The 17834-nt window shown below is 74.9% G+C and carries 14 protein-coding genes and 1 pseudogene; 7 read left to right on the top strand and 8 right to left on the bottom strand.

Going from position 1 to position 17834, the window contains the following annotated elements; genetic code table 11:
- Window positions 1–124: 124 nt before the first annotated feature.
- Window positions 125–385 (bottom strand): hypothetical protein, encoded by a 261-nt coding sequence (locus EDD39_RS36405; protein ID WP_123563848.1) that lies wholly within the window; start codon window positions 383–385, stop codon window positions 125–127.
- Window positions 386–570: 185 nt separating this feature from the next.
- On the opposite strand from EDD39_RS36405, the gene EDD39_RS36400 reads away from it, so the two are divergent.
- Both EDD39_RS36400 and EDD39_RS36395 read left to right on the top strand, forming a co-directional pair.
- Window positions 571–1137, top strand: a complete 567-nt coding sequence (locus EDD39_RS36400; RefSeq protein ID WP_123563847.1) for a 3'-5' exonuclease — start codon at window positions 571–573, stop codon at window positions 1135–1137.
- Window positions 1138–1193: 56 nt separating this feature from the next.
- Complete coding sequence (locus EDD39_RS36395; RefSeq protein ID WP_123563846.1) at window positions 1194–1808, top strand: DUF7691 family protein; 615 nt, start codon at window positions 1194–1196, stop codon at window positions 1806–1808.
- Window positions 1809–2501: 693 nt separating this feature from the next.
- Here EDD39_RS36395 and EDD39_RS36390 read toward each other — a convergent pair.
- The 5 genes from EDD39_RS36390 to EDD39_RS36370 form a co-directional block, all read right to left on the bottom strand.
- Window positions 2502–4229, bottom strand: coding sequence for a ricin-type beta-trefoil lectin domain protein (locus EDD39_RS36390; RefSeq protein ID WP_123563845.1), 1728 nt, complete (start codon window positions 4227–4229; stop codon window positions 2502–2504).
- A gap of 552 nt (window positions 4230–4781) precedes the next feature.
- Complete coding sequence (locus EDD39_RS36385; RefSeq protein ID WP_244257490.1) at window positions 4782–5912, bottom strand: LacI family DNA-binding transcriptional regulator; 1131 nt, start codon at window positions 5910–5912, stop codon at window positions 4782–4784.
- Between the two features lie 143 nt (window positions 5913–6055).
- Window positions 6056–7054, bottom strand: a complete 999-nt coding sequence (locus EDD39_RS36380; RefSeq protein WP_123563844.1) for an ABC transporter substrate-binding protein — start codon at window positions 7052–7054, stop codon at window positions 6056–6058.
- Window positions 7055–7157: 103 nt separating this feature from the next.
- Entirely contained in the window at window positions 7158–8237 is a 1080-nt protein-coding gene (locus tag EDD39_RS36375; RefSeq protein WP_123563843.1) for an ABC transporter permease, read from the bottom strand.
- A complete protein-coding gene (locus EDD39_RS36370; protein WP_123563842.1) occupies window positions 8234–9052 on the bottom strand; it encodes an ATP-binding cassette domain-containing protein in 819 nt (272 codons plus the stop codon). The genes EDD39_RS36375 and EDD39_RS36370 overlap by 4 nt, the downstream gene beginning before the upstream one ends.
- 225 nt (window positions 9053–9277) lie before the next feature.
- On the opposite strand from EDD39_RS36370, the gene EDD39_RS36365 reads away from it, so the two are divergent.
- Both EDD39_RS36365 and EDD39_RS36360 read left to right on the top strand, forming a co-directional pair.
- Window positions 9278–12400 (top strand): GH92 family glycosyl hydrolase, encoded by a 3123-nt coding sequence (locus tag EDD39_RS36365; RefSeq protein ID WP_208765757.1) that lies wholly within the window; start codon window positions 9278–9280, stop codon window positions 12398–12400.
- A gap of 155 nt (window positions 12401–12555) precedes the next feature.
- Window positions 12556–13617 (top strand): NAD-dependent epimerase/dehydratase family protein, encoded by a 1062-nt coding sequence (locus EDD39_RS36360; protein ID WP_123563841.1) that lies wholly within the window; start codon window positions 12556–12558, stop codon window positions 13615–13617.
- 48 nt (window positions 13618–13665) lie between these two features.
- On the opposite strand, the gene EDD39_RS36355 is transcribed toward EDD39_RS36360, so the two are convergent.
- Together EDD39_RS36355 and EDD39_RS36350 are read right to left on the bottom strand one after the other, a co-directional pair.
- Entirely contained in the window at window positions 13666–14814 is a 1149-nt protein-coding gene (locus tag EDD39_RS36355) for a sensor histidine kinase (RefSeq protein WP_123563840.1), read from the bottom strand.
- Entirely contained in the window at window positions 14811–15599 is a 789-nt protein-coding gene (locus tag EDD39_RS36350; protein WP_244257488.1) for a response regulator transcription factor, read from the bottom strand. Before EDD39_RS36350 ends, EDD39_RS36355 begins: the two co-directional genes overlap by 4 nt.
- 194 nt (window positions 15600–15793) lie before the next feature.
- On the opposite strand from EDD39_RS36350, the pseudogene EDD39_RS41785 reads away from it, so the two are divergent.
- The 3 genes and pseudogenes from EDD39_RS41785 to EDD39_RS36340 form a co-directional block, all read left to right on the top strand.
- Window positions 15794–16477: pseudogene (locus tag EDD39_RS41785) on the top strand (glycosyltransferase family 2 protein); the annotation flags it as partial.
- Window positions 16451–17140, top strand: coding sequence for a TIGR04282 family arsenosugar biosynthesis glycosyltransferase (locus EDD39_RS41780; protein ID WP_244257516.1), 690 nt, complete (start codon window positions 16451–16453; stop codon window positions 17138–17140). The pseudogene EDD39_RS41785 and the gene EDD39_RS41780, both read left to right, overlap by 27 nt.
- Entirely contained in the window at window positions 17137–17829 is a 693-nt protein-coding gene (locus EDD39_RS36340) for a methyltransferase domain-containing protein (protein ID WP_123563837.1), read from the top strand. The genes EDD39_RS41780 and EDD39_RS36340 overlap by 4 nt, the downstream gene beginning before the upstream one ends.
- Window positions 17830–17834: the final 5 nt, after the last annotated feature.

Here is a 17834-nt window from a genome sequence, read left to right as displayed (position 1 = left end):
GCACACCGCCGACGAGGCGCAACCCGCGCACCACCGGCGGCCCGTGCACCGCCGGCGAGGCCCGACCCGCGCACCACCGGCGGTCCGTGCACCGCCCACGGGGTGCGCGAAGGGGCCGCGGGGGCTACCGGTTCCAGTACGTCCCCGTCAGCACCGCGAACTCCCACTCCTCCAGCCGTTCCGCCAGCACCTGCCGGTCGGCGGCCTGCCGCGCCACCAGTTCCGCCAGCGCGGCGACCAGCGCCCGGCAGGCGCCGGTGCCGTGGCGCTCGACGAACTCGTCCAGCAGCGCCGCCTCCGTCCCGCCGTCCCCGGCCCGTACCAGGGCGATGGCCGTCAGCACCACCACGTCGGCGAACGCGTGCGGTCCGTGTCCCGTCTCCATCGCCCCACCATCACCCCGGGCCGCCCGGCCCCGCACGGCTCCGCCGCCCCGGCCCCTCCCCCGGGTGAATCGTTTCCGCTTCGCGCCACCCGACCCCGCCCCAGCTGCTAGGAACTGCCGGGGCACCGCGCCACCGGGGCGATATCCGGTTGACCGGGGCGGCGGGCGCCGCACACCATCCCCCCATGGAACAGGGGCTGTTGAACGTGGTGGACATCGAGGCCACCTGCTGGGACGGGCAGCCGCCGCCCGGCCAGGTCAGCGAGATCATCGAGGTCGGGCTGACGGTGGTGGACCTCGGCTCGCTCGAACGGGTCGCCCGGCACCGGATCCTGGTCCGTCCCCGGCGGTCGGCCGTCAGCGCCTTCTGCACCGAGCTGACCGGCCTCACCCGGTCCGAGGTGGACACCGGCCTGCCGTTCCCGGACGCCTGCCGCCTGCTGGCCGCCGAGCACGGGGCGGGCGAGCGGCCGTGGGCGAGTTGGGGCGACTACGACCGCAAGCAGTTCGCCCGCCAGTGCCGGGCGACCGGCACCGCGTACCCGTTCGGCCAGTGGCACACCAACGCCAAGGCCGCCTTCACCGACGCCCGCGGCCTGCGCAAGCGGCCCGGCATGGCGCAGGCCCTGGAGCTGGCCGGCCTCCCGCTCGAGGGCCGCCACCACAGCGGCGCGGACGACGCCTGGAACATCGCGGCCCTGGTCCTGACCCTGGCCCGTTCGGGCAACTGGCCCTCGCCCCAAGCGGGTTGATCCGGGCCGGGTCCTCCCTCGCCCTGCTGTCCGCCGCAGCGCATAGGGTGCACCGCATGAGTTCCTCCCTCCACGTCTTCCTGCTCGACCCCACCGCCGCCCGGGGCCTGGTCGGCTCCGGCGACGAGCGCCTGCTGCAGCTCGTCCACGACCGGCACGGTGACGAACTGGCCGCGGACGACGACTACTTCTCCTTCGAGATCGAGCGCGGCGCCCCGTCCTCCGCCGAGGCGCTGCGCGCGGTGGTGAACGGCGGACCCTACTCGGAGGACCAGGAGCACGCCTTCCAGTACGTCTGCGCCTACCAGCGGCTGTGCTGGACGACCGGCCGGTTCCTCGACAACTCCAGCTTCTCCCCATTCCGGGGCGCCTGGCTGGACGCCGTGGACGAGGGCCTGCGGGCGCTGCGGATCACGGAGGTCTCGGTGGCCGAGTTCGGCTACAACCGCGGCCTGCCCGCCGGCCTGCCCCGCAGCCTCGACTACCCGGCCTGCGGGGAGTGGACGCACGAGCGGTGCCTGGCGGCGCTGGAGCAGTTCGAGCAGACCAAGCGCGACGACCACGCCCCGCCGCTGGACCCCGACGTGGCCAAGGCCGTCTTCGACGTCATCGCCTGGCTCCGCCAGGTGGAGGGCCGCCCCGGCTTCGGCATCATCGGCTTCGTCGGCTGACCGCCTGCTCCCGACCCGGACACCCCCCGGGCCCGGGGCGCTCCCCGCCACCGGCGAACCGGGCGGCACCCGCGTGCCCGCCGGGACGGCCGCGCCACGGGCGGCGCGGGTCCACCGGGTGTCCCGCGGCACCTCGGACATCGCCCGGGTCGAGCTCAGCAGCTCCGCCGAGAGGCGGACCGGGTCGCGCTCCGTGAGGCCACGCGCGGGCATCACCAGGGCGGCGACGAGGGAGAAGGGCTCGCCCGCGGTGAACACGGGGGCGGCCAGGGAGGTGACGCCGGGGATGACGCCCCCGACGGTGGCGGTCACTCCCGTGCGCTGCACCTCCTCCCCGATCCGGCCCGATCCGGCCCGATCCAGCCCGATCCGGTCGACGCGGTCCCGGACGGCGGCCAAGGACGCGGCGAGCCCGGGCGGTCTCGCGACCGCCGCCGCGTACGCCGGGAGAACGGCCGACACCTGGAACGAACAGTGCCTCGCCGACGCCGTGGTGCACGTGCAAAACGATCCGCACGACCGCTTCCACTCGGCGCTGTTCGACCAGGACGAGGACCGCTGCGCCTTCGCCGAAGCGCTGACCGCCGTCGGAGACCTGTCCGGCGCGGAGGGTGGCCCTCGCCGAGAACGCCCACGGACCGGCGCGTCCGGCGGCGCGGGCCCGTGCGGGTCCGCGCCGCCGGGGCCGTCCGCTCAGGCCAGGGCGAACTTCTGGGCGCCGGAGCCGTTGCAGTCCCAGATCTGCAGCCGGGTGCCGTTGGCGGTGGCGCCGGAGGGCGAGTCGACGCACCGGCCGCTGGTCGGGTTCGACAGCGAACCGTCGCCGTTGGCCACCCAGTTCTGGTAGCCGCCGCCGTTGCAGGTGGCGAGTTGGAGCTTGGTGCCGCCGGCGCTGTTGCCGCCCGCGATGTCCAGGCACCTGCCGAGGGTCTGCAGGGTCTGGCCGCTCCAGGTCCACTTCTGGTCCTTGGCGCCCGACTGGCAGTCCCACAGCTGCACGGCCGTGCCGTCGCCGCCGGTGTCGTCACCGGCCACGTCCACGCACTTGCCGCCCGGCCCGTAGATCGGGGTGCCGATGGCGAACTTCTGGGCGCCGGAGCCGTTGCAGTCCCAGATCTGCAGCCGGGTGCCGTTGGCGGTGGCGCCCGAGGGCGAGTCGACGCACCGGCCGCTGGTCGGGTTGCGCAGCGAGCCGTCGTTCTGGCGGACCCAGTTCTGGTAGCCGCCGCCGTTGCAGGTGGCGAGCTGGAGCTTGGTGCCGCCGGCGCTGTTGCCGCCCGCGATGTCCAGGCACCTGCCGAGGGTCTGCAGGGTCTGGCCGCTCCAGGTCCAGTGCTGGTCCTTGGCGCCCGACTGGCAGTCCCACAGCTGCACGGCCGTGCCGTCGCCGCCGGTGTCGTCACCGGCCACGTCCACGCACTTGCCGCCCGGCCCGGTGATGGTCTGGCCCGTCACCGTGCCGCCGCCGCCCCCGGAGCCCGGTCCCTTGTTGTAGACGGCGACCGAGTCGACGATCAGCTTGCCGCCGGAGACGGTGGCCGCGTTCGGGCCGCCGCCGAAGGCGTCCGGGAAGCCGCCGCCGATCGCCAGGTCGTAGATGATGAAGAACGGGTGGTCGACCGCGTTGGCCCAGGTCGCCGCGTCCACCTGGTTGGCGTTGACGGTGTAGAAGTTGCTCCCGTCCAGGTAGAACCGGATCTGCTCGGGCGCCACCGAGCGGTCGATCTCCACCGCGTAGTCGTGGAAGCCGGTCTGGCAGCCCGGACAGGCGCGCTCGCCCGAACCGATGCCGGTGGACTCGTTGCACGGACCGCCCGGGTTGACCCCGCAGTGGAGGGTGCTGAAGACCGAGCTGCGGCCGTTGATGTCCTCCATGACGTCGATCTCGCCGGACTTCGGCCAGGTCACCCCGTCGCGCAGCGGCGCGCCGAGCATCCAGAACGCGGGCCAGTACCCGGCGCCGTTGGAGGTGTTGACGTCGGGCTGCTGGAGGACGGACTCCATCCGCACCACCCCGCCCGCCGGGGCGCCGAAGGACGCCGACTGGGTCTCCACCCGGCCGGAGGTCCAGCCGGCGCGCGGGTCGGAGCTGGAGTGCAGCGCCTGGAGCACCAGGTGGCCCTGGCCGTCGTAGTAGACGTTCGAGGTGCTGCTGGTCATGGTCTCGATCTCACCGGTGCCGAAGTTGCTGCCCGGTCCGGTGTCGTACTTCCACAGGCCCTGGTCGATGCCGGTCCCGGCGGCGCCGTTGAAGTCGTCGCTCCAGGTGAGCGAGAAGCCCGACGGGGGCGCGGGCGCCGCGACCGCGGTGCCCGCCGTCGTCGCGCTGATGGTGGCGGCCACCGTGAGCGCGGCGGCGGGGAGCAGCGAGAGCGCTCTCCGCCACCGCCGGTGTCGTGTCCGTGTCTGCTGGGGTCGCATGTGTTCAGCCTCCGAACGGGGATCCGATCGCGGGGGATCGGTGGGGGGCCGGTGCCCCGCACGTGCCCGGGCCGAAGTCCACCGGTGCACGCGGGGGGGAGGGTGTGGCGCACGGCGCTGCGGTGGCCTTCTTGCAGCAGGTGAGGGAGCGCCAGAACCCTTCCGGGGCAGTTGAGTTGTGCAGTACAAATTCTGCGCGGTGAACCTATTTGGACTGAACCAATGAAGTCAATACTGCGCGCCGCCCCTCCTCCCGGCGGGCGTGGCGGAGTCCGCAGCGCCCCGGCCGAGCCGGCCGGGGACTTTCGCCGGAGGTCTGGACATGCGGCACGGCCGGTGGTTGCATGCCGTTCTGTCCGCTCGTTCCAACGTTGGAATATCCGCCCCGGTCGAGGATCCGAAGTCCCCGGCCGGTCACCCACCTCCCCACCCACCGGAAAGCGGATCATGGTGAACCCGAAGAACTCGGCTCCCCCGCCGGTGCGAAATCCGGTGCCAAATCCGGGAGTTGACCGCCAGCGCCGCGCCCGCCTTCAGCCCGCGGCACAGCGGTCAGGAGGACGCGGCGGGCAGCTCGGGGCGGTGGGCGGGCCGTTCGGGCCGGTGGGCGGTCCGCTCCCCGGAGCGGCGTTCGACGAGGCGGGTGAGCAGGATGACCTTGCGCGGGGCGGAGCGGTCGCCGGCTATGCGGGAGAACAGGAGGCTGGCCGCGGTGCTGCCGACCGCCACCGGGTCCTGGCTGACGACGGTCAGGGGCGGGTCGAGCCGTTTGGCGAGCGGCAGGTCGTCGAAGCCGACGATGGCCATCGGGAGGGGGCGCGCGGCGGCCCGCGGGCCGTCCGGGCCGTCCGGGCCGTCCGGGTCGTCCGGGTCGTCCGGGTCGTCCGGGTCGTCCGGGTCGTCCATCGCGTCCAGGACGCCCAGGGTGATCAGGTCGTTGCTGCTGAACAGCGCGGTCGGCGGGTCGGCCAGGGCGCGCAGGTCGGCGAGGGCGGACCGGGCCTCCGGGTGGGAGCGCAGGCCGTGCCGGACCAGGGCGGGGTCGGCGGACAGGCCGTGGGCGGAGAGCGCGTCCAGGTATCCGGCGTAGCGCTCGCGCTGGGTCCAGATGTCGTAGCGGTCGCCGAGGTAGGCGATCCGGGTGTGGCCGTGGCCGAGCAGGTGGGTGACGGCGTGCCGGGCGCCGTCGCGGTTGTCGACCGTGACGGTGTCCACGTCGAGGTCCTCGGCGGGCCGGTCCACGCAGACCACCGGGGTGCCGGCCTCCATGGCCGACCGGAGGAAGCCGTGGCTGCCGATGGTGGGGACGACGATCAGGCCGTCGACCTGCCGGGCGGTGAAGGCGGCGATCACCTCGCGCTCCCGGCGCGGTTCGTCGTTGGTGCTCCCGACCAGCACGACGCAGCCGCGGCGGTGCGCCTCGTCCTCGATCGAACGGGCCATCAGGGCGTAGAAGGGGTTGGCGAGGTCGTCCACGACCAGGCCGATGGTGGAGGTGCCGAGCCGTTTCTGGCGCAGGTTCCGGGCGTTGACGTTGCGCTGGTAGCCGAGCCTGCGCACGGCCTGTTCGACCTTGGCAACGGTGTCGGGCGAGACCCCGGGGGTGTGGGAGACCACGCGGGAGACCGTCATCAGACTGACCCCGGCGGCCTCGGCCACGTCCTTCATCGTCGGGCGCTTCACCAGGTCCCCTCCTCGGCGCGCTCCCCGGGCACCGGCCGGTCGGCCCGGGCGTCGGGGAGTGCATCCTATCGGCGCCCGTGCGCGGGCCCGCGTCCCCGCGGCGGCCGCGGAGCCGGTGCGCGGACGCGGGCCCGGACGTGCTGTCAGCAGGCGGACCGGTAGACGTACTTGTTGACCGCGGGGTCGTCGAGGTTCGCCTTGGTGATGGCGACCATCGTGGTCCCGATCCGCGCGGTGACCGGTTTCCCCTCGATGGCGGCGAGCGCCTGGTCGACGCCCTGGGTGCCGATGCCGGCCGGGTCCTGGGCGACCAGGATGTCCAGGGCGCCGTTCTTGAGGGCCGTGACCTCGTCGGGTTCGGCGTCGAACGCGGCGACCTTGACGCCGCCCTGCCGGCCGGCCGCCTGGAGGCCGGTGGCGACGCCCTGCGCGGTGTTGGTGTTCCCGGCGAAGACGCCGCCGAGGTCGGGGTGGGCGGCCAGGGTGGCCTGGATCTGGGAGGCGGCGGTCGCGGGCAGGTCGTTGTCGTAGAGGACGGGCAGCAGCGTGATCGCCGGATGGCCGGCCTTCATCTCCTCGGTGAAGCCCTTGATCCGGGCGTCGGTGGTGGAGACGCCGGGCTTGACGCTGATCACGATGGCGGAGCCCTTGTCCCCCATGAGCTCGGCCAGCGCCTTGGCGGCCGTCCGCCCTCCGGCCTCGTTGTCGGAGGAGATCCGGGAGACGCCGATGGAGGCGTCGCTGACGGCGGTGTCCACCAGGACGACCTTGGTGCCGGCGTTCTGCACCTGCGCCAGCGACGGCGTGAGGGCCTGGGTGTCGACCGGCGAGACCAGCAGCCCGTCGGGGCGGCTCGCGCCGACCGAGTCGATGACGGGACGCTGCACGGCGACGTCCCACTGCGCCGAGCCGTCGACGGTGAGCTTGACGCCCCGCTTCTTCGCCTCGTCCTGGGCGGCGCAGGCCATGGTGATGTAGAACGGGTCGCTCTTGACGCCGGTGACGAGCTTCAGCGTGGCGCCCTTGGCGCCGTCCGGGCCGCTGCCTGCGCTGCCGCTGCCGCAGCCGGCGGTGGCGGCCGCGGTCAGGGCGAGGGCGGCGCAGCAGCGGACGAGGGTGCGCGGTCTGCTGGTGGTGGGCATGGCGGGTTTCCTCCTGCGGCTGGGGAACTTGCGGCTGGGGAACTGGGGGTGCGCGGAGCGGGAGTGCGCGGAGCGGTGCGGTGCCCGGGGCTCGTCGAGGCGGTCAGCCGCGCTCGCGGCCGCGGCGGCGGAACTGGTCGAGGTACACCGCCGCGACCAGGACGACGCCGATCGCGACGTCCTGCCAGTACTGCTGGACGTCCATGATGATCAGCCCGGTGGTGAGCACGGCGGGGATGAAGACGCCGATCACCGTGCCGAGCACGGTGCCGCGGCCCCCGAAGAGGCTGGCGCCGCCGAGCACGACGGCGGTGATGACCTTCAGGTTGTCGGTGGAGTGCCCGGCGATCGAGGTGGTGCCGAAGTAGGCCAGCCACATGGTGCTGCCGAGTCCGGCGAGCAGGCCGGTCAGGGCGTAGACCTTCACCAGGTGGCGGTCCACGTCGATGCCGACCCGGCGGGCCGCCTCCGGGTTGGAGCCGATGGCGTAGGTGTGGCGGCCGAACCGGGTGCGGGTGAGGACCAGTCCGAACACCAGGGTGGTGGTGAAGGCGATGACGACCAGCCAGGGGACCTGCCCGAACAGCTTGCCGAAGCCGACGGTGTGCTGGAGCCGCGACGGGACCGCGCCGGTCGGGTCCTGGCCGCCGGTGACGACCTGGGCGATGCCGAGGGCCGCGCCGAAGCCGCCGAGGGTGACGATCAACGGCGGCACCTTCGCCTTCGCCACCAGCCAGCCCTGGAGCGCGCCCCAGAGCAGTCCGGTCGCCAGCGCGATCAGCGCGGAGACCGCGACGGTGCCCCAGCCGGCCTCCGCGCCGCCGTGGTGGACGGTGTACTCGGCCGACAGCACGGCGGAGAGGACCAGCACCGAGCCGACCGACAGGTCGATGCCGGCGACGATGATCACGTACGTCATGCCGACGCCCAGCACCAGGTAGATCGCGGCGTTGGTGGCGATCTGGGTCAGGTCGTAGCGGGTCAGGAAGGTGTCGGGCCGGGCGGCGGTGAAGAACGCGACGAGCAGGAGCAGGACCCCGGAGGTCCAGGTCTCGTTCGCGGAGGCGAGCCGGCGCGCCCAGCCGGGGAGGGCGGCCCGGGGCCGTCGCGGTCCGGGGGCGTCCGCGGTCGGAGCGATGACCGGCGCCCCGCGGCCGGTCCTGCCGGGCGGTCGGGTGCTCATGCCGCACCGTCCGTTCCGGAGGCGGGCTCCGGGTCGAGGGCCGGGTCGAGGGCCGGGTCCTGGGCCGGGTCCAGGGCGCCGGTCATCGCGCCGACCAGTTCCTCGACCGAGGTGGCGGCGGCGTCGAGGACGGCCACCCGCCGTCCCAGGCGCAGGACTTCGACGCGGTCGGCGACCGAGAGCACCTCCGGCATGTTGTGGCTGATCAGGACGACGGAGATGCCGCGGTCGCGGACGCGCCTGATGGTCTCCAGCACCCGGCCGCGCTGGACCACGCCGAGGGCCGCCGTGGGTTCGTCCATGAAGATGACCCGGCCGGCGAAGGCGACGGCGCGGGCGACCGCCACCGACTGCCGCTGCCCGCCGGAGAGCGCCGCCACCGGGACGGTCACGTCCCGCAGGTCGACGCCGAGTTCGGCGAAGGCGGCGACGGCGGAGCGGCGCATCGCCGCGTTGTCCAGCACGCCCAGCCGGCCGAGCAGGCCGGGGCGGTGCAGTTCGCGGCCGAGGTGGAGGTTGGCGGCCGCGTCGAGGTCCTGGGCGAGGGCCAGGTCCTGGTAGACCGTCTCCACGCCGTGGCGCCGTGCGTCGAGCGGGCCGGTGAGCCGGACGGGCGTCCCGTCCACCAGGATCTCGCCGCCGTCGGGGGCGGTGGACCCGGAGAGGGTCTTGACGAGGGTGCTCTTGCCCGCGCCGTTGTCGCCGATCAGCGCCACCACCTCGCCCGGGTGGACCGTGAAGTCGGCGCCCTGGAGCGCGTGCACCCGGCCGTAGCGCTTGCTCACCTTCCGGGCTTCCAAAAGGGGTTGGGACATCGAGCTGACCTCCGTGCCGCGATTGGTAACGTTCACGCAAGTGCTGGGAGTCTGATGGCGATGTGACGGGCTGTCAATAGCTTCATCGCCACTTGCTATGAGACGTCAAACCGCCGAAAAAACACGAGAGTTGACCATCAGGCCCGACCTTGACGCGCACATTGCCACGCCGGAACAATTCCACCCGCTCGGTAACGTTCACATCGCTACCGGAAGGTGTTCCCGGTGTCCCTCCCCACCCGCAAGATCCGCGCCGCCGTGGCGGCCGGCAGTCTCCTGCTCGCCGCCTTCGGCCCGGGCGTCGCCCTCGCCGCGCCCGCGGCCCGCGCCGCCGCGGCGGCGACCGACCTCACCCCGTACGTCGACCCGTTCATCGGGACCGACGACAGCAACGCGCCGAACCCCGTCGGGGGCGGCGCCGGCGGCTCCACCTACCCGGGCGCCGTGGTGCCCTTCGGCGGGGTCCAGTTCAGCCCCGACACCCCGACGGCCTCGCCGTCCGGCTACCGCAACTCCGACACCACGATCGAGGACTTCAGCCTCACCCACTTCGACGGGGCCGGCTGCCCGAACAACGAGGACCTGCCGCTGCTCCCGGTCACCGGCGCCCTGGGCGCCTCGCCCGGCAGCAACTGGACCGGCTACGCCTCGGGCTACACCAAGTCCAACGAGGCCGCGTCCCCCGGCTACTACAAGAACAGGCTCGACAAGTACGCCACCACGGTCGAGCTGTCCGCGACCACCCGCACCGGCATGGGCAGGCTCACCTACCCGGCCACGGGCGCCGCGCAGCTGCTCGTCGCCACCGGCCGCAGCGCCACCGGCAACCGCAGCGGATCGGTGCAGGTCAACGGCTCGGAACTGACCGGCAGCGTCACCGCCGGCGGGTTCTGCGGCTCCTCCAAGACCTACCAGATCTACTTCGACATCCGCTTCGACCGGGCACCCAGCGGCTTCGGCACCTGGTCCGGCTCCACGGTCAACGCCGGTTCGGCGAACGCGTCCGGCACCGGCACCGGCGCGTACGTCACCTTCGACACCACCGGCTCGCAGACCGTGCAGTTCAAGGTCGCCCTGAGCTACGTCAGCGTCGCCAACGCGCAGGCGAACCTGACCGCCGAGAACAACGGCTGGGACTTCGCCGCCGTGCGCTCCGCCGCCGCCGGCGCGTGGAACCAGGTCCTCGACCGGGCCCGGGTCAGCGGCGGTTCGGCCACCGACCTGAAGAAGTTCTACACCGCCCTGTACCACGTCTTCCAGAGCCCCAACGTCGCCAGCGACGTCAACGGCGACTACCGGGGCTTCGACGGCGCGGTCCACAACTCCGCCCGCCCCGTCTACCAGAACTACTCGGGCTGGGACATCTACCGCTCCTGGGCGGCGCTGATCGCGCTGATCGCCCCGGACGAGGCCGCCGACATCGCCAACTCGATGGTCCTGGACGGCCAGCAGGGCGGCCTGCTGCCCAAGTGGTCGCAGCAGACCGCCGAGGACTTCGTGATGACCGGCGACCCCGGCCCCATCATCGTCGCCAGCATGTACGCCTTCGGGACCCGGGGCTTCGACACCGCGGCCGCGCTGGCCCTGATGAAGAAGTCCTCGTCCGGCGGCACCGCGCAGGGCTCGCCGATCCGCGGCAACCAGGGCACCTACACCAGCCTGCACTACATCCCCGGCGCCCCCTCCGACTCGCTGGAGTACTCGGCCTCCGACTTCGCGGTCGCCCAGTTCGCCAAGGCCCTCGGCAGCACCGCGGACTACGGCACCTTCATGACCCGGGCCCAGTGGTGGCGCAACACCTACGGCGCCGAGTCCGGCTACGTGCAGCCCCGCAACTCCGACGGCACCTGGAAGTGGCCGCTGGACCCCGCCGCCCAGGCCGGCTTCACCGAGGGCAACGCCGCCCAGTACACCTGGATGGTGCCCTACGACTTCGCCGACCTGGTCAACGCCATGGGCGGGCGGCAGACCGCCGTGCAGCGGCTCGACCACCACTTCACCCAGGTCAACGCCGGGCAGAGCCTGCCCTACTACTACATCGGCAACGAGCCCGAGCACGGCGTCCCGTGGGCCTACAACTACGCCCGCTACCCCGCCGGGGCCTCGGCGGCCGTCCGCAAGGTGATGACCGAGTCCTTCACCACCGGCCCGGGCGGACTGCCGGGCAACGACGACCTCGGGGCGACCTCCGCCTGGTACGTCTGGGCGGCCCTCGGCCTGTACCCGGCGACGCCCGGCGCCGACACCCTGGCCGTGCACGGCCCGTCCTTCCCGTCCGTGCTGATCCGGCGCCCGGGCGGCGACATCACCGTCAACGCGTCCGGCACCGGCTCCTACGTGCAGGGCCTGAAGGTCAACGGGACGGCCACCAGCCACAACTACCTGCGCTACCCGGACCTCGCGGCCGGCGGCACCCTCGACTTCACCATGGGCGCGGCGCCCAGCCCGAGTTGGGGCACCGGCGCGGGCGACGTCCCGCCCTCGTTCCAGGACGGCGCGACCCCGCTGCCCGCCGCCCCGGAGCTGGGCCCGGACCTCGCCCTGGGCCGGCCGACCAGCGCCTCCGCCGCGTGCACCGCGGCCGAGTCCGCGGACAAGGCCGTCGACGGCAGCCTGCGGAACAACAGCAAGTGGTGCTCGAAGACGGCCGGCGCGAGCCTCCAGGTCGACCTGGGATCGGCGCAGACGGTCGCCTCCGTGGTGCTGAAGCACGCCGGGCTCGGTGGCGAGAACACCGCCTGGAACACCGCGGCCTTCCAGGTGCAGACCAGCACGGACGGCACCACCTGGGACACCGCCGCCACCGTCACGGGATCACGCGCCAGCCGCACCTACAGCCCGTTCCCGGCCCGCTCGGCCCGGTACGTGCGGGTGGTGGTCTCCGCCCCGACCAACACCGGCGGCGACGCCGCCGCCCGGCTCTACGAACTGGAGGCCTACGCCACCGGTCCGGGCACCGGGTCCGGACCGGTCACCTCGGGCCTGAACGGCGCGAAGTGCGTGGACGACTCCGCCTCCGGGACGGCCAACGGCAACCCGATCCAGATCTGGGACTGCAACGGCAGCGGCGCCCAGAACTGGACCAGGGCCGGCGACACCCTCCAGGTGCTCGGCAAGTGCCTGGACGTCACCTCCTCGGGCACGGCCGCCGGCACCCCGGTCCAGCTGTGGGACTGCAACGGCAGCGGCGCCCAGCAGTGGCAGGCCGTCAACGGCACCCTGGTGAACCCCGGCTCCGGGCGCTGCCTGGACGTCCCGTCCTCCGACACCACCAACGGCGTGCGACTGCAGATCTGGGACTGCAACGGAACCGCCGCCCAGAAGTGGAACCCGCCGCTCCCCGCGTAGCGGAGTCCGCCCCGCCGGCCCGCGCCCGCCCCGGCCCGACCCGGTCCGGTCCGTGAGGTCCTTGCGCGAGGTACTTGCACGAGGTCCTTACCGGTCCGTGACGGCGCCGTCCGTCCCGGCCGGGTCGGCCGCGGGCGCCGGTAGCGTCACGGGGCATGAGGATCCTGGTGACGGGCGGGGCCGGTTTCATCGGCTCCGCGGTGGTCGGCGCGCTGCTCGCGGACGGCCACGAGGTGCGGGTGCTGGACGCGCTGCTGCCGGCGGTGCACCCCTCGGGGCTGCCGTCGGCGGTTCCGGCGGGCGCGGAGTTCCGGCACGGCGACGTGCGGGACGCGGCGGCGGTGGAGGCCGCCCTGGACGGGGTGTCGGCGGTCTGCCACCAGGCCGCGATGGTCGGTCTGGGCACCGGTTTCGACGACGCCCCCGACTACGCGGGGTGCAACGACCTGGGCACGGCCGTGCTGCTGGCCGCGATGGCCCGGCGCGGGGTGCGCGACCTGCTGCTGGCCGGGTCGATGGTGGTCTACGGGGAGGGCGCGTACCGCTGTCCGGCGCACGGGCCGGTCGCCCCCGGCCCGCGGCGGGCGGCCGACCTGGTCGCGGGGCGCTTCGAGCCGCCGTGCCCGGTGTGCGGCGAGCCGCTGCTGCCCGGGCTGGTCGCGGAGGACGCCCCCGCCGACCCGCGCAACGTGTACGCCGTCACCAAACTCGCCCAGGAGCAGTTGGCCGCCGCCTGGGCCCGCACCTGCGCGGGCCGGGTCCTGACCCTCCGCTACCACAACGTCTACGGCCCGGGCATGCCCCGCGACACCCCGTACGCGGGCGTGGCCGCCCTCTTCCGTTCCGCGCTCGCCCGCGGCGAGGCCCCCCGGGTCTTCGAGGACGGCGCCCAGCGCCGCGACTTCGTCCACGTCTCCGACGTCGCCGCCGCGAACGCCGCCGCCCTCGCCGCCCTGCCGCACCGTCCGCCGGGCAGCACCCGCGCCTACAACGTCGGCAGCGGCGAGGTCCGCACCGTGGGCGACCTCGCCCGCGCCCTCGCCACCGCCCTGCGCGGCCCCGCTCCCCGCACCACCGGCGAGTACCGCCTCGGCGACGTCCGCCACATCACCGCCGACTCCACCCGGCTGCGCACCGAACTCGCCTGGCGCCCCCGGGTCCCCTTCGCCACCGGCCTCGCCGAGTTCGCCACCGCCCCGGCCGCGCGGTCCGCCTGACGCCCCGCCGCCCGAACTGCTCCCCCTCCCCCGCCCCCTCCGTCCCCGTCAGCCGCTCCGCGCGGCGGGGAGGGTGATCTCGAAGCAGCAGCCGCCGTCGACGTTGCGGACCCGGGCCCGGCCCTCGTGCGCCTCCACGATGCCGCGGACGATGGCGAGGCCGAGCCCGGCACCGCTGTCGCCCCCGTCCTTCGTGCCCGGTTCCGGGGGGCGGGGGGTGCGGGCGGGGGTGCCGCGCCAGCCGGTCTCGAAGACCCGGGGCAGGTCGGGTTCGGGGATGCCGCCGCAGCCGTCGGTGACGGCGAGCACGACGGTGTCGGCGTCGCGGTGCGCGGAGACGGCGACCAGGCCGTCGGGCGGGGTGGCGCGGATCGCGTTGACCAGCAGGTTGCCGATCACCCGGGTGATCTCCCGGGGGTCGGCCTCGACCGGGGCGGGCTCGATCCGCCGGCCTTCGAGGCGGACGCCGCGCTGCCGGGCCAGCGGGTGGGCCCCGGCCAGCGCGTCGTCGACCAGGTCGTGCAGGGAGACCCGGGAGAGGCTCAGGGAGAGCGCCCCGGCCTGGATCCGGGAGAGCTCGAACAGGTCGTCGACCATGCCGGTGAGCCGTTCCACCTCGGTGCGGATCCGGGCCAGGTAGCGCTCGGGCTGTTCGACGACGCCGTCCTCCAGGGCCTCGGCCATCGCGCGCAGCCCGGCCAGCGGGGTGCGCAGGTCGTGCGAGATCCAGGCGATGAGTTCGCGCCGGGAGGCGTCCAACGCCTGTTCCCTGGACCGGGATTCGGCCAGCCGGGCGCTGGTCGCGGCGAGTTCGGCGCTGACCGCGGCCAGTTCCCGCCCCAGCGGCCGGTCCGGCGGGGTGAACCCGGCCTCGCCGCCGACGGTGCGGGCGGCCGCCGCCAGGGCCCGGCCGCCCGCGGTGACCTGCCGGCCCAGCAGCGCGGCGGTGAGCAGCGCGACCACCGAGGCCATCGCCAGGACGGTGACGACCACCCCGAGGTCGTGGGGGGAGAGGAACATCGCCTGGGCCACCGCGAACGTCCCCGAGGTGACGGCCAGGACGCTGACCACCGCGACGGCGAACAGCGTGAGCGCCAGTGAGCGGCGGCGCAGCAGGCGCAGCGCGGCCAGGCCGAGCAGCCCGGCGGCGGCGGCCCCGAGCGCGGCGAACAGGGCGATCAGCAGCAGGTCCTTCACGCCGCACCACCCGGCGCCGCCCCGGCCGTTCCCGTCCCCGGGGCCGGGTCCGCGCCCGGCGCGGCCGGGTCGTAGCGGTAGCCGACGCCCCAGACGGTGGTGATCAGCCGGGGTGCGCCGGGGTCGTCCTCGATCTTCTCGCGCAGGCGGCGGACGTGGACGGTGACGGTCGACAGGTCGCCGAAGTCCCAGCCCCAGACCCGTTGCATCAGCTCCTGCCGGGAGAACACCGTCCCGGGGTACCGGAGCAGGAACGCGAGCAGGTCGAACTCCCGGCTGGTGAGCGCGAGTTCGCGGCCGGCCCGGTGGGCGCGGCGGGCCCGGGGGTCGAGCGCCAGGTCGCCGGAGTGCAGCGGGGCGGCGCCGTCGGCCGGGGCGGTGCGGGCGCGGCGCAGGATCGACTGGACGCGCAGGACGAGTTCGCGCGGGCTGAAGGGTTTGGTGACGTAGTCGTCGGCGCCGAGTTCCAGGCCGAGGATCCGGTCGGCCTCGTCGCCCTTGGCGGTGAGCAGCACCACCGGCAGGTCCGCGCGGTCGGGGCGGGCGCGCAGGCGGCGCAGCACTTCGAGGCCGTCCAGGCCGGGCAGCATCAGGTCGAGGACGAGCAGGTCGGGCCGGTGGCGTTCGGCCAGGTCGAGGCCGTGCTGTCCGTCCTCGGCCCGGTCGACGAGGTGGCCGGCCCGGGTGAGGTAGCCGGCCACCACCTCGCCGACGGTCGGGTCGTCGTCGACGACCAGGACGCGGGCGGGTTCCGGCGGTTCGGCGGGGGCGGGGCTGTGGGTCACCCGGCCGAGGATACGAGCCCGGGCGGGTGGGCCGGTCCGGTCCGGGCCGCCGTTCGGGCCGCCGTTCGGGTTCTGTAAGATCCGCCGGACCCGCCGCCCGGGCCGGAGCGGTCGGACCTGCCGCCCGAGCCGGGTGCGCCGTACGACTTCCGTAAGGCGGCGGAGCGGCCGCGGCCGGGGGCGGCGTGGTTAGCGTGGCGGCTGTGACTCCTCCTCTCTTCCCGTCCTCGGTGGACGTGGTGCTGCCCTGCCTGGACGAGGCGCGGGCGCTGCCCTGGGTGCTGGGCCGGGTGCCCGCCGGTTGGCGGGCGATCGTGGTCGACAACGGTTCGCGGGACGGCTCCGCGCGGATCGCGGCCGAGCTGGGCGCGACGGTGGTGACGGAGCCGCGCCGGGGTTTCGGCGCGGCCTGCCACGCGGGGCTGCTGGCGGCCGACGCCGAGCTGGTGTGCTTCCTGGACTGCGACGGCTCGCTGGACCCGGCGCAGCTGCCCTGGGTGGCCGACCCGGTGCTCGCGGGCACGGCCGACCTGGTGCTGGGGCGGCGGCGGCCGGTCTCGTTCGGGGCCTGGCCGCCGCACGCCCGGCTGGCGAACCTGGTGCTGGCCCGGCGGCTGCGCGCGCTGACCGGCGCCGACCTGCACGACCTGGGGCCGATGCGGGCGGCCCGCCGGGAACGGCTGCTGGCCCTCGGGCTGGGCGACCGCCGCTCGGGCTACCCGCTGGAGGCGGTGCTCTCCGCGGCGGCGGCGGGCATGCGGATCGCCGAGGTCCCGGTCGACTACCGCCCCCGGGCGGGGCGGTCGAAGGTGACCGGGACGGTGCGCGGCACCCGGCAGGCGGTGCGCGACATGCGCGCGGTGCTGGCCGCGCCGCCGCCGACCCTGCTGGTGCTGGCGAAGTCGCCGGTGCCGGGCCGGGTGAAGACCCGGCTGACCCCGGCGTTCACCCCCGAGCAGGCCGCCGACCTGGCCGAGGCCGCCCTCGCCGACACCCTGGCCGCCCTCGCCCTGGTCCCGGCCGGTCGGCGTCTGCTGGTGCTCGACGGCGAGCCCGGCCGGTGGCTGCCGCCGGGCTGGGAGGTGCTGCCGCAGGACGGCGGCGGCCTGGACCGCCGACTCGCCGCCGCCTTCGCCCACGCCGCCCGGCTCGCCCCGCACGCCCCCGCGCTGCTGGTCGGCATGGACACCCCGCAGCTCGACCCGGCCGCCCTGGCCGCGCCGCTCGCCGCCGCCGAACGCCCCGGCGCCGACGCCTGGTTCGGCCCGGCCGAGGACGGCGGCTTCTGGGCCCTCGGCCTGGCCCGCCCGGACGCCCGCCTCGCCGAGCGGCTGCTGCACGGCGTCCCGATGTCCACCGCCGACACCGGGCGCCACGTCCTGGACCGGCTGGCGGCGGACGGCCTGACCGTCCGCGAGCTGCCGACGCTGCTGGACGTCGACCACCCCGAGGACGCCGCCCGCGCCGCTGCCCTGGCACCCGGCACGCGGTTCGCCGCCCGGCTGCGGGAGTTCGCGGCCGCGCCCGGGGCGGCCCGGTGAGCCTCCCCGCCGCCCTCCGCGCCGACACCGCCGACGCTGCCGACGCCGCCGTGCCCTGGGTCGACGACCCGTTCGGGCGGGCGGTGCGGGCCGGGCGGGGCCCGCTGTGGCTGCGCCGGGCGGACGGTTCGCGGCTGCCGCTGGAGGTGGAGCGCTGGTGCGCGCCGGCCGCCGGGGCGGACCTCGGGCTGCTGGCCCGCTGCCGGGGGCTGTCCGCGCCGGTGCTGGACCTGGGGTGCGGTCCGGGCCGGCTGGTGGCGGAGCTGCTGGCGACGGGGGTGCCCGCGCTGGGAGTGGACGTCTGCGCGGCCTCGGTGGACCGCACCACCGGCCTGGGCGGCCTCGCCCTGCACCGCTCGGTGTTCGACCGGCTGCCCGCCGAGGGCCGCTGGGGCGCGGTGCTCCTCGCCGACGGCAACCTGGGCATCGGCGGTGACCCCGCGGCCCTGCTGGCCCGCTCCGCCGGGCTGCTCGCGCCGGGCGGCCTGCTGCTGGTGGAGACCGCACCGGAAGAGGTCGACGAGGTGGCGGACGTCCGGGTGGAGGGCCCGGACGGCGCCGGCCCCCCGTTCCCCTGGGCCCGCTGCGGCCCGGCGGCCGCCCTGCGCCACGCCCGCACCGCCGGACTGGCCCACCGGGAACAGTGGCACTCGCACGGCCGGTCCTTCCTGGCCCTGACCCGCCCCTGACGGGA

It is taken from the genome of Kitasatospora cineracea (assembly GCF_003751605.1).
GTDB lineage: Bacteria > Actinomycetota > Actinomycetes > Streptomycetales > Streptomycetaceae > Kitasatospora > Kitasatospora cineracea.
This window is presented reverse-complemented; position numbering and strand designations above follow the sequence as displayed.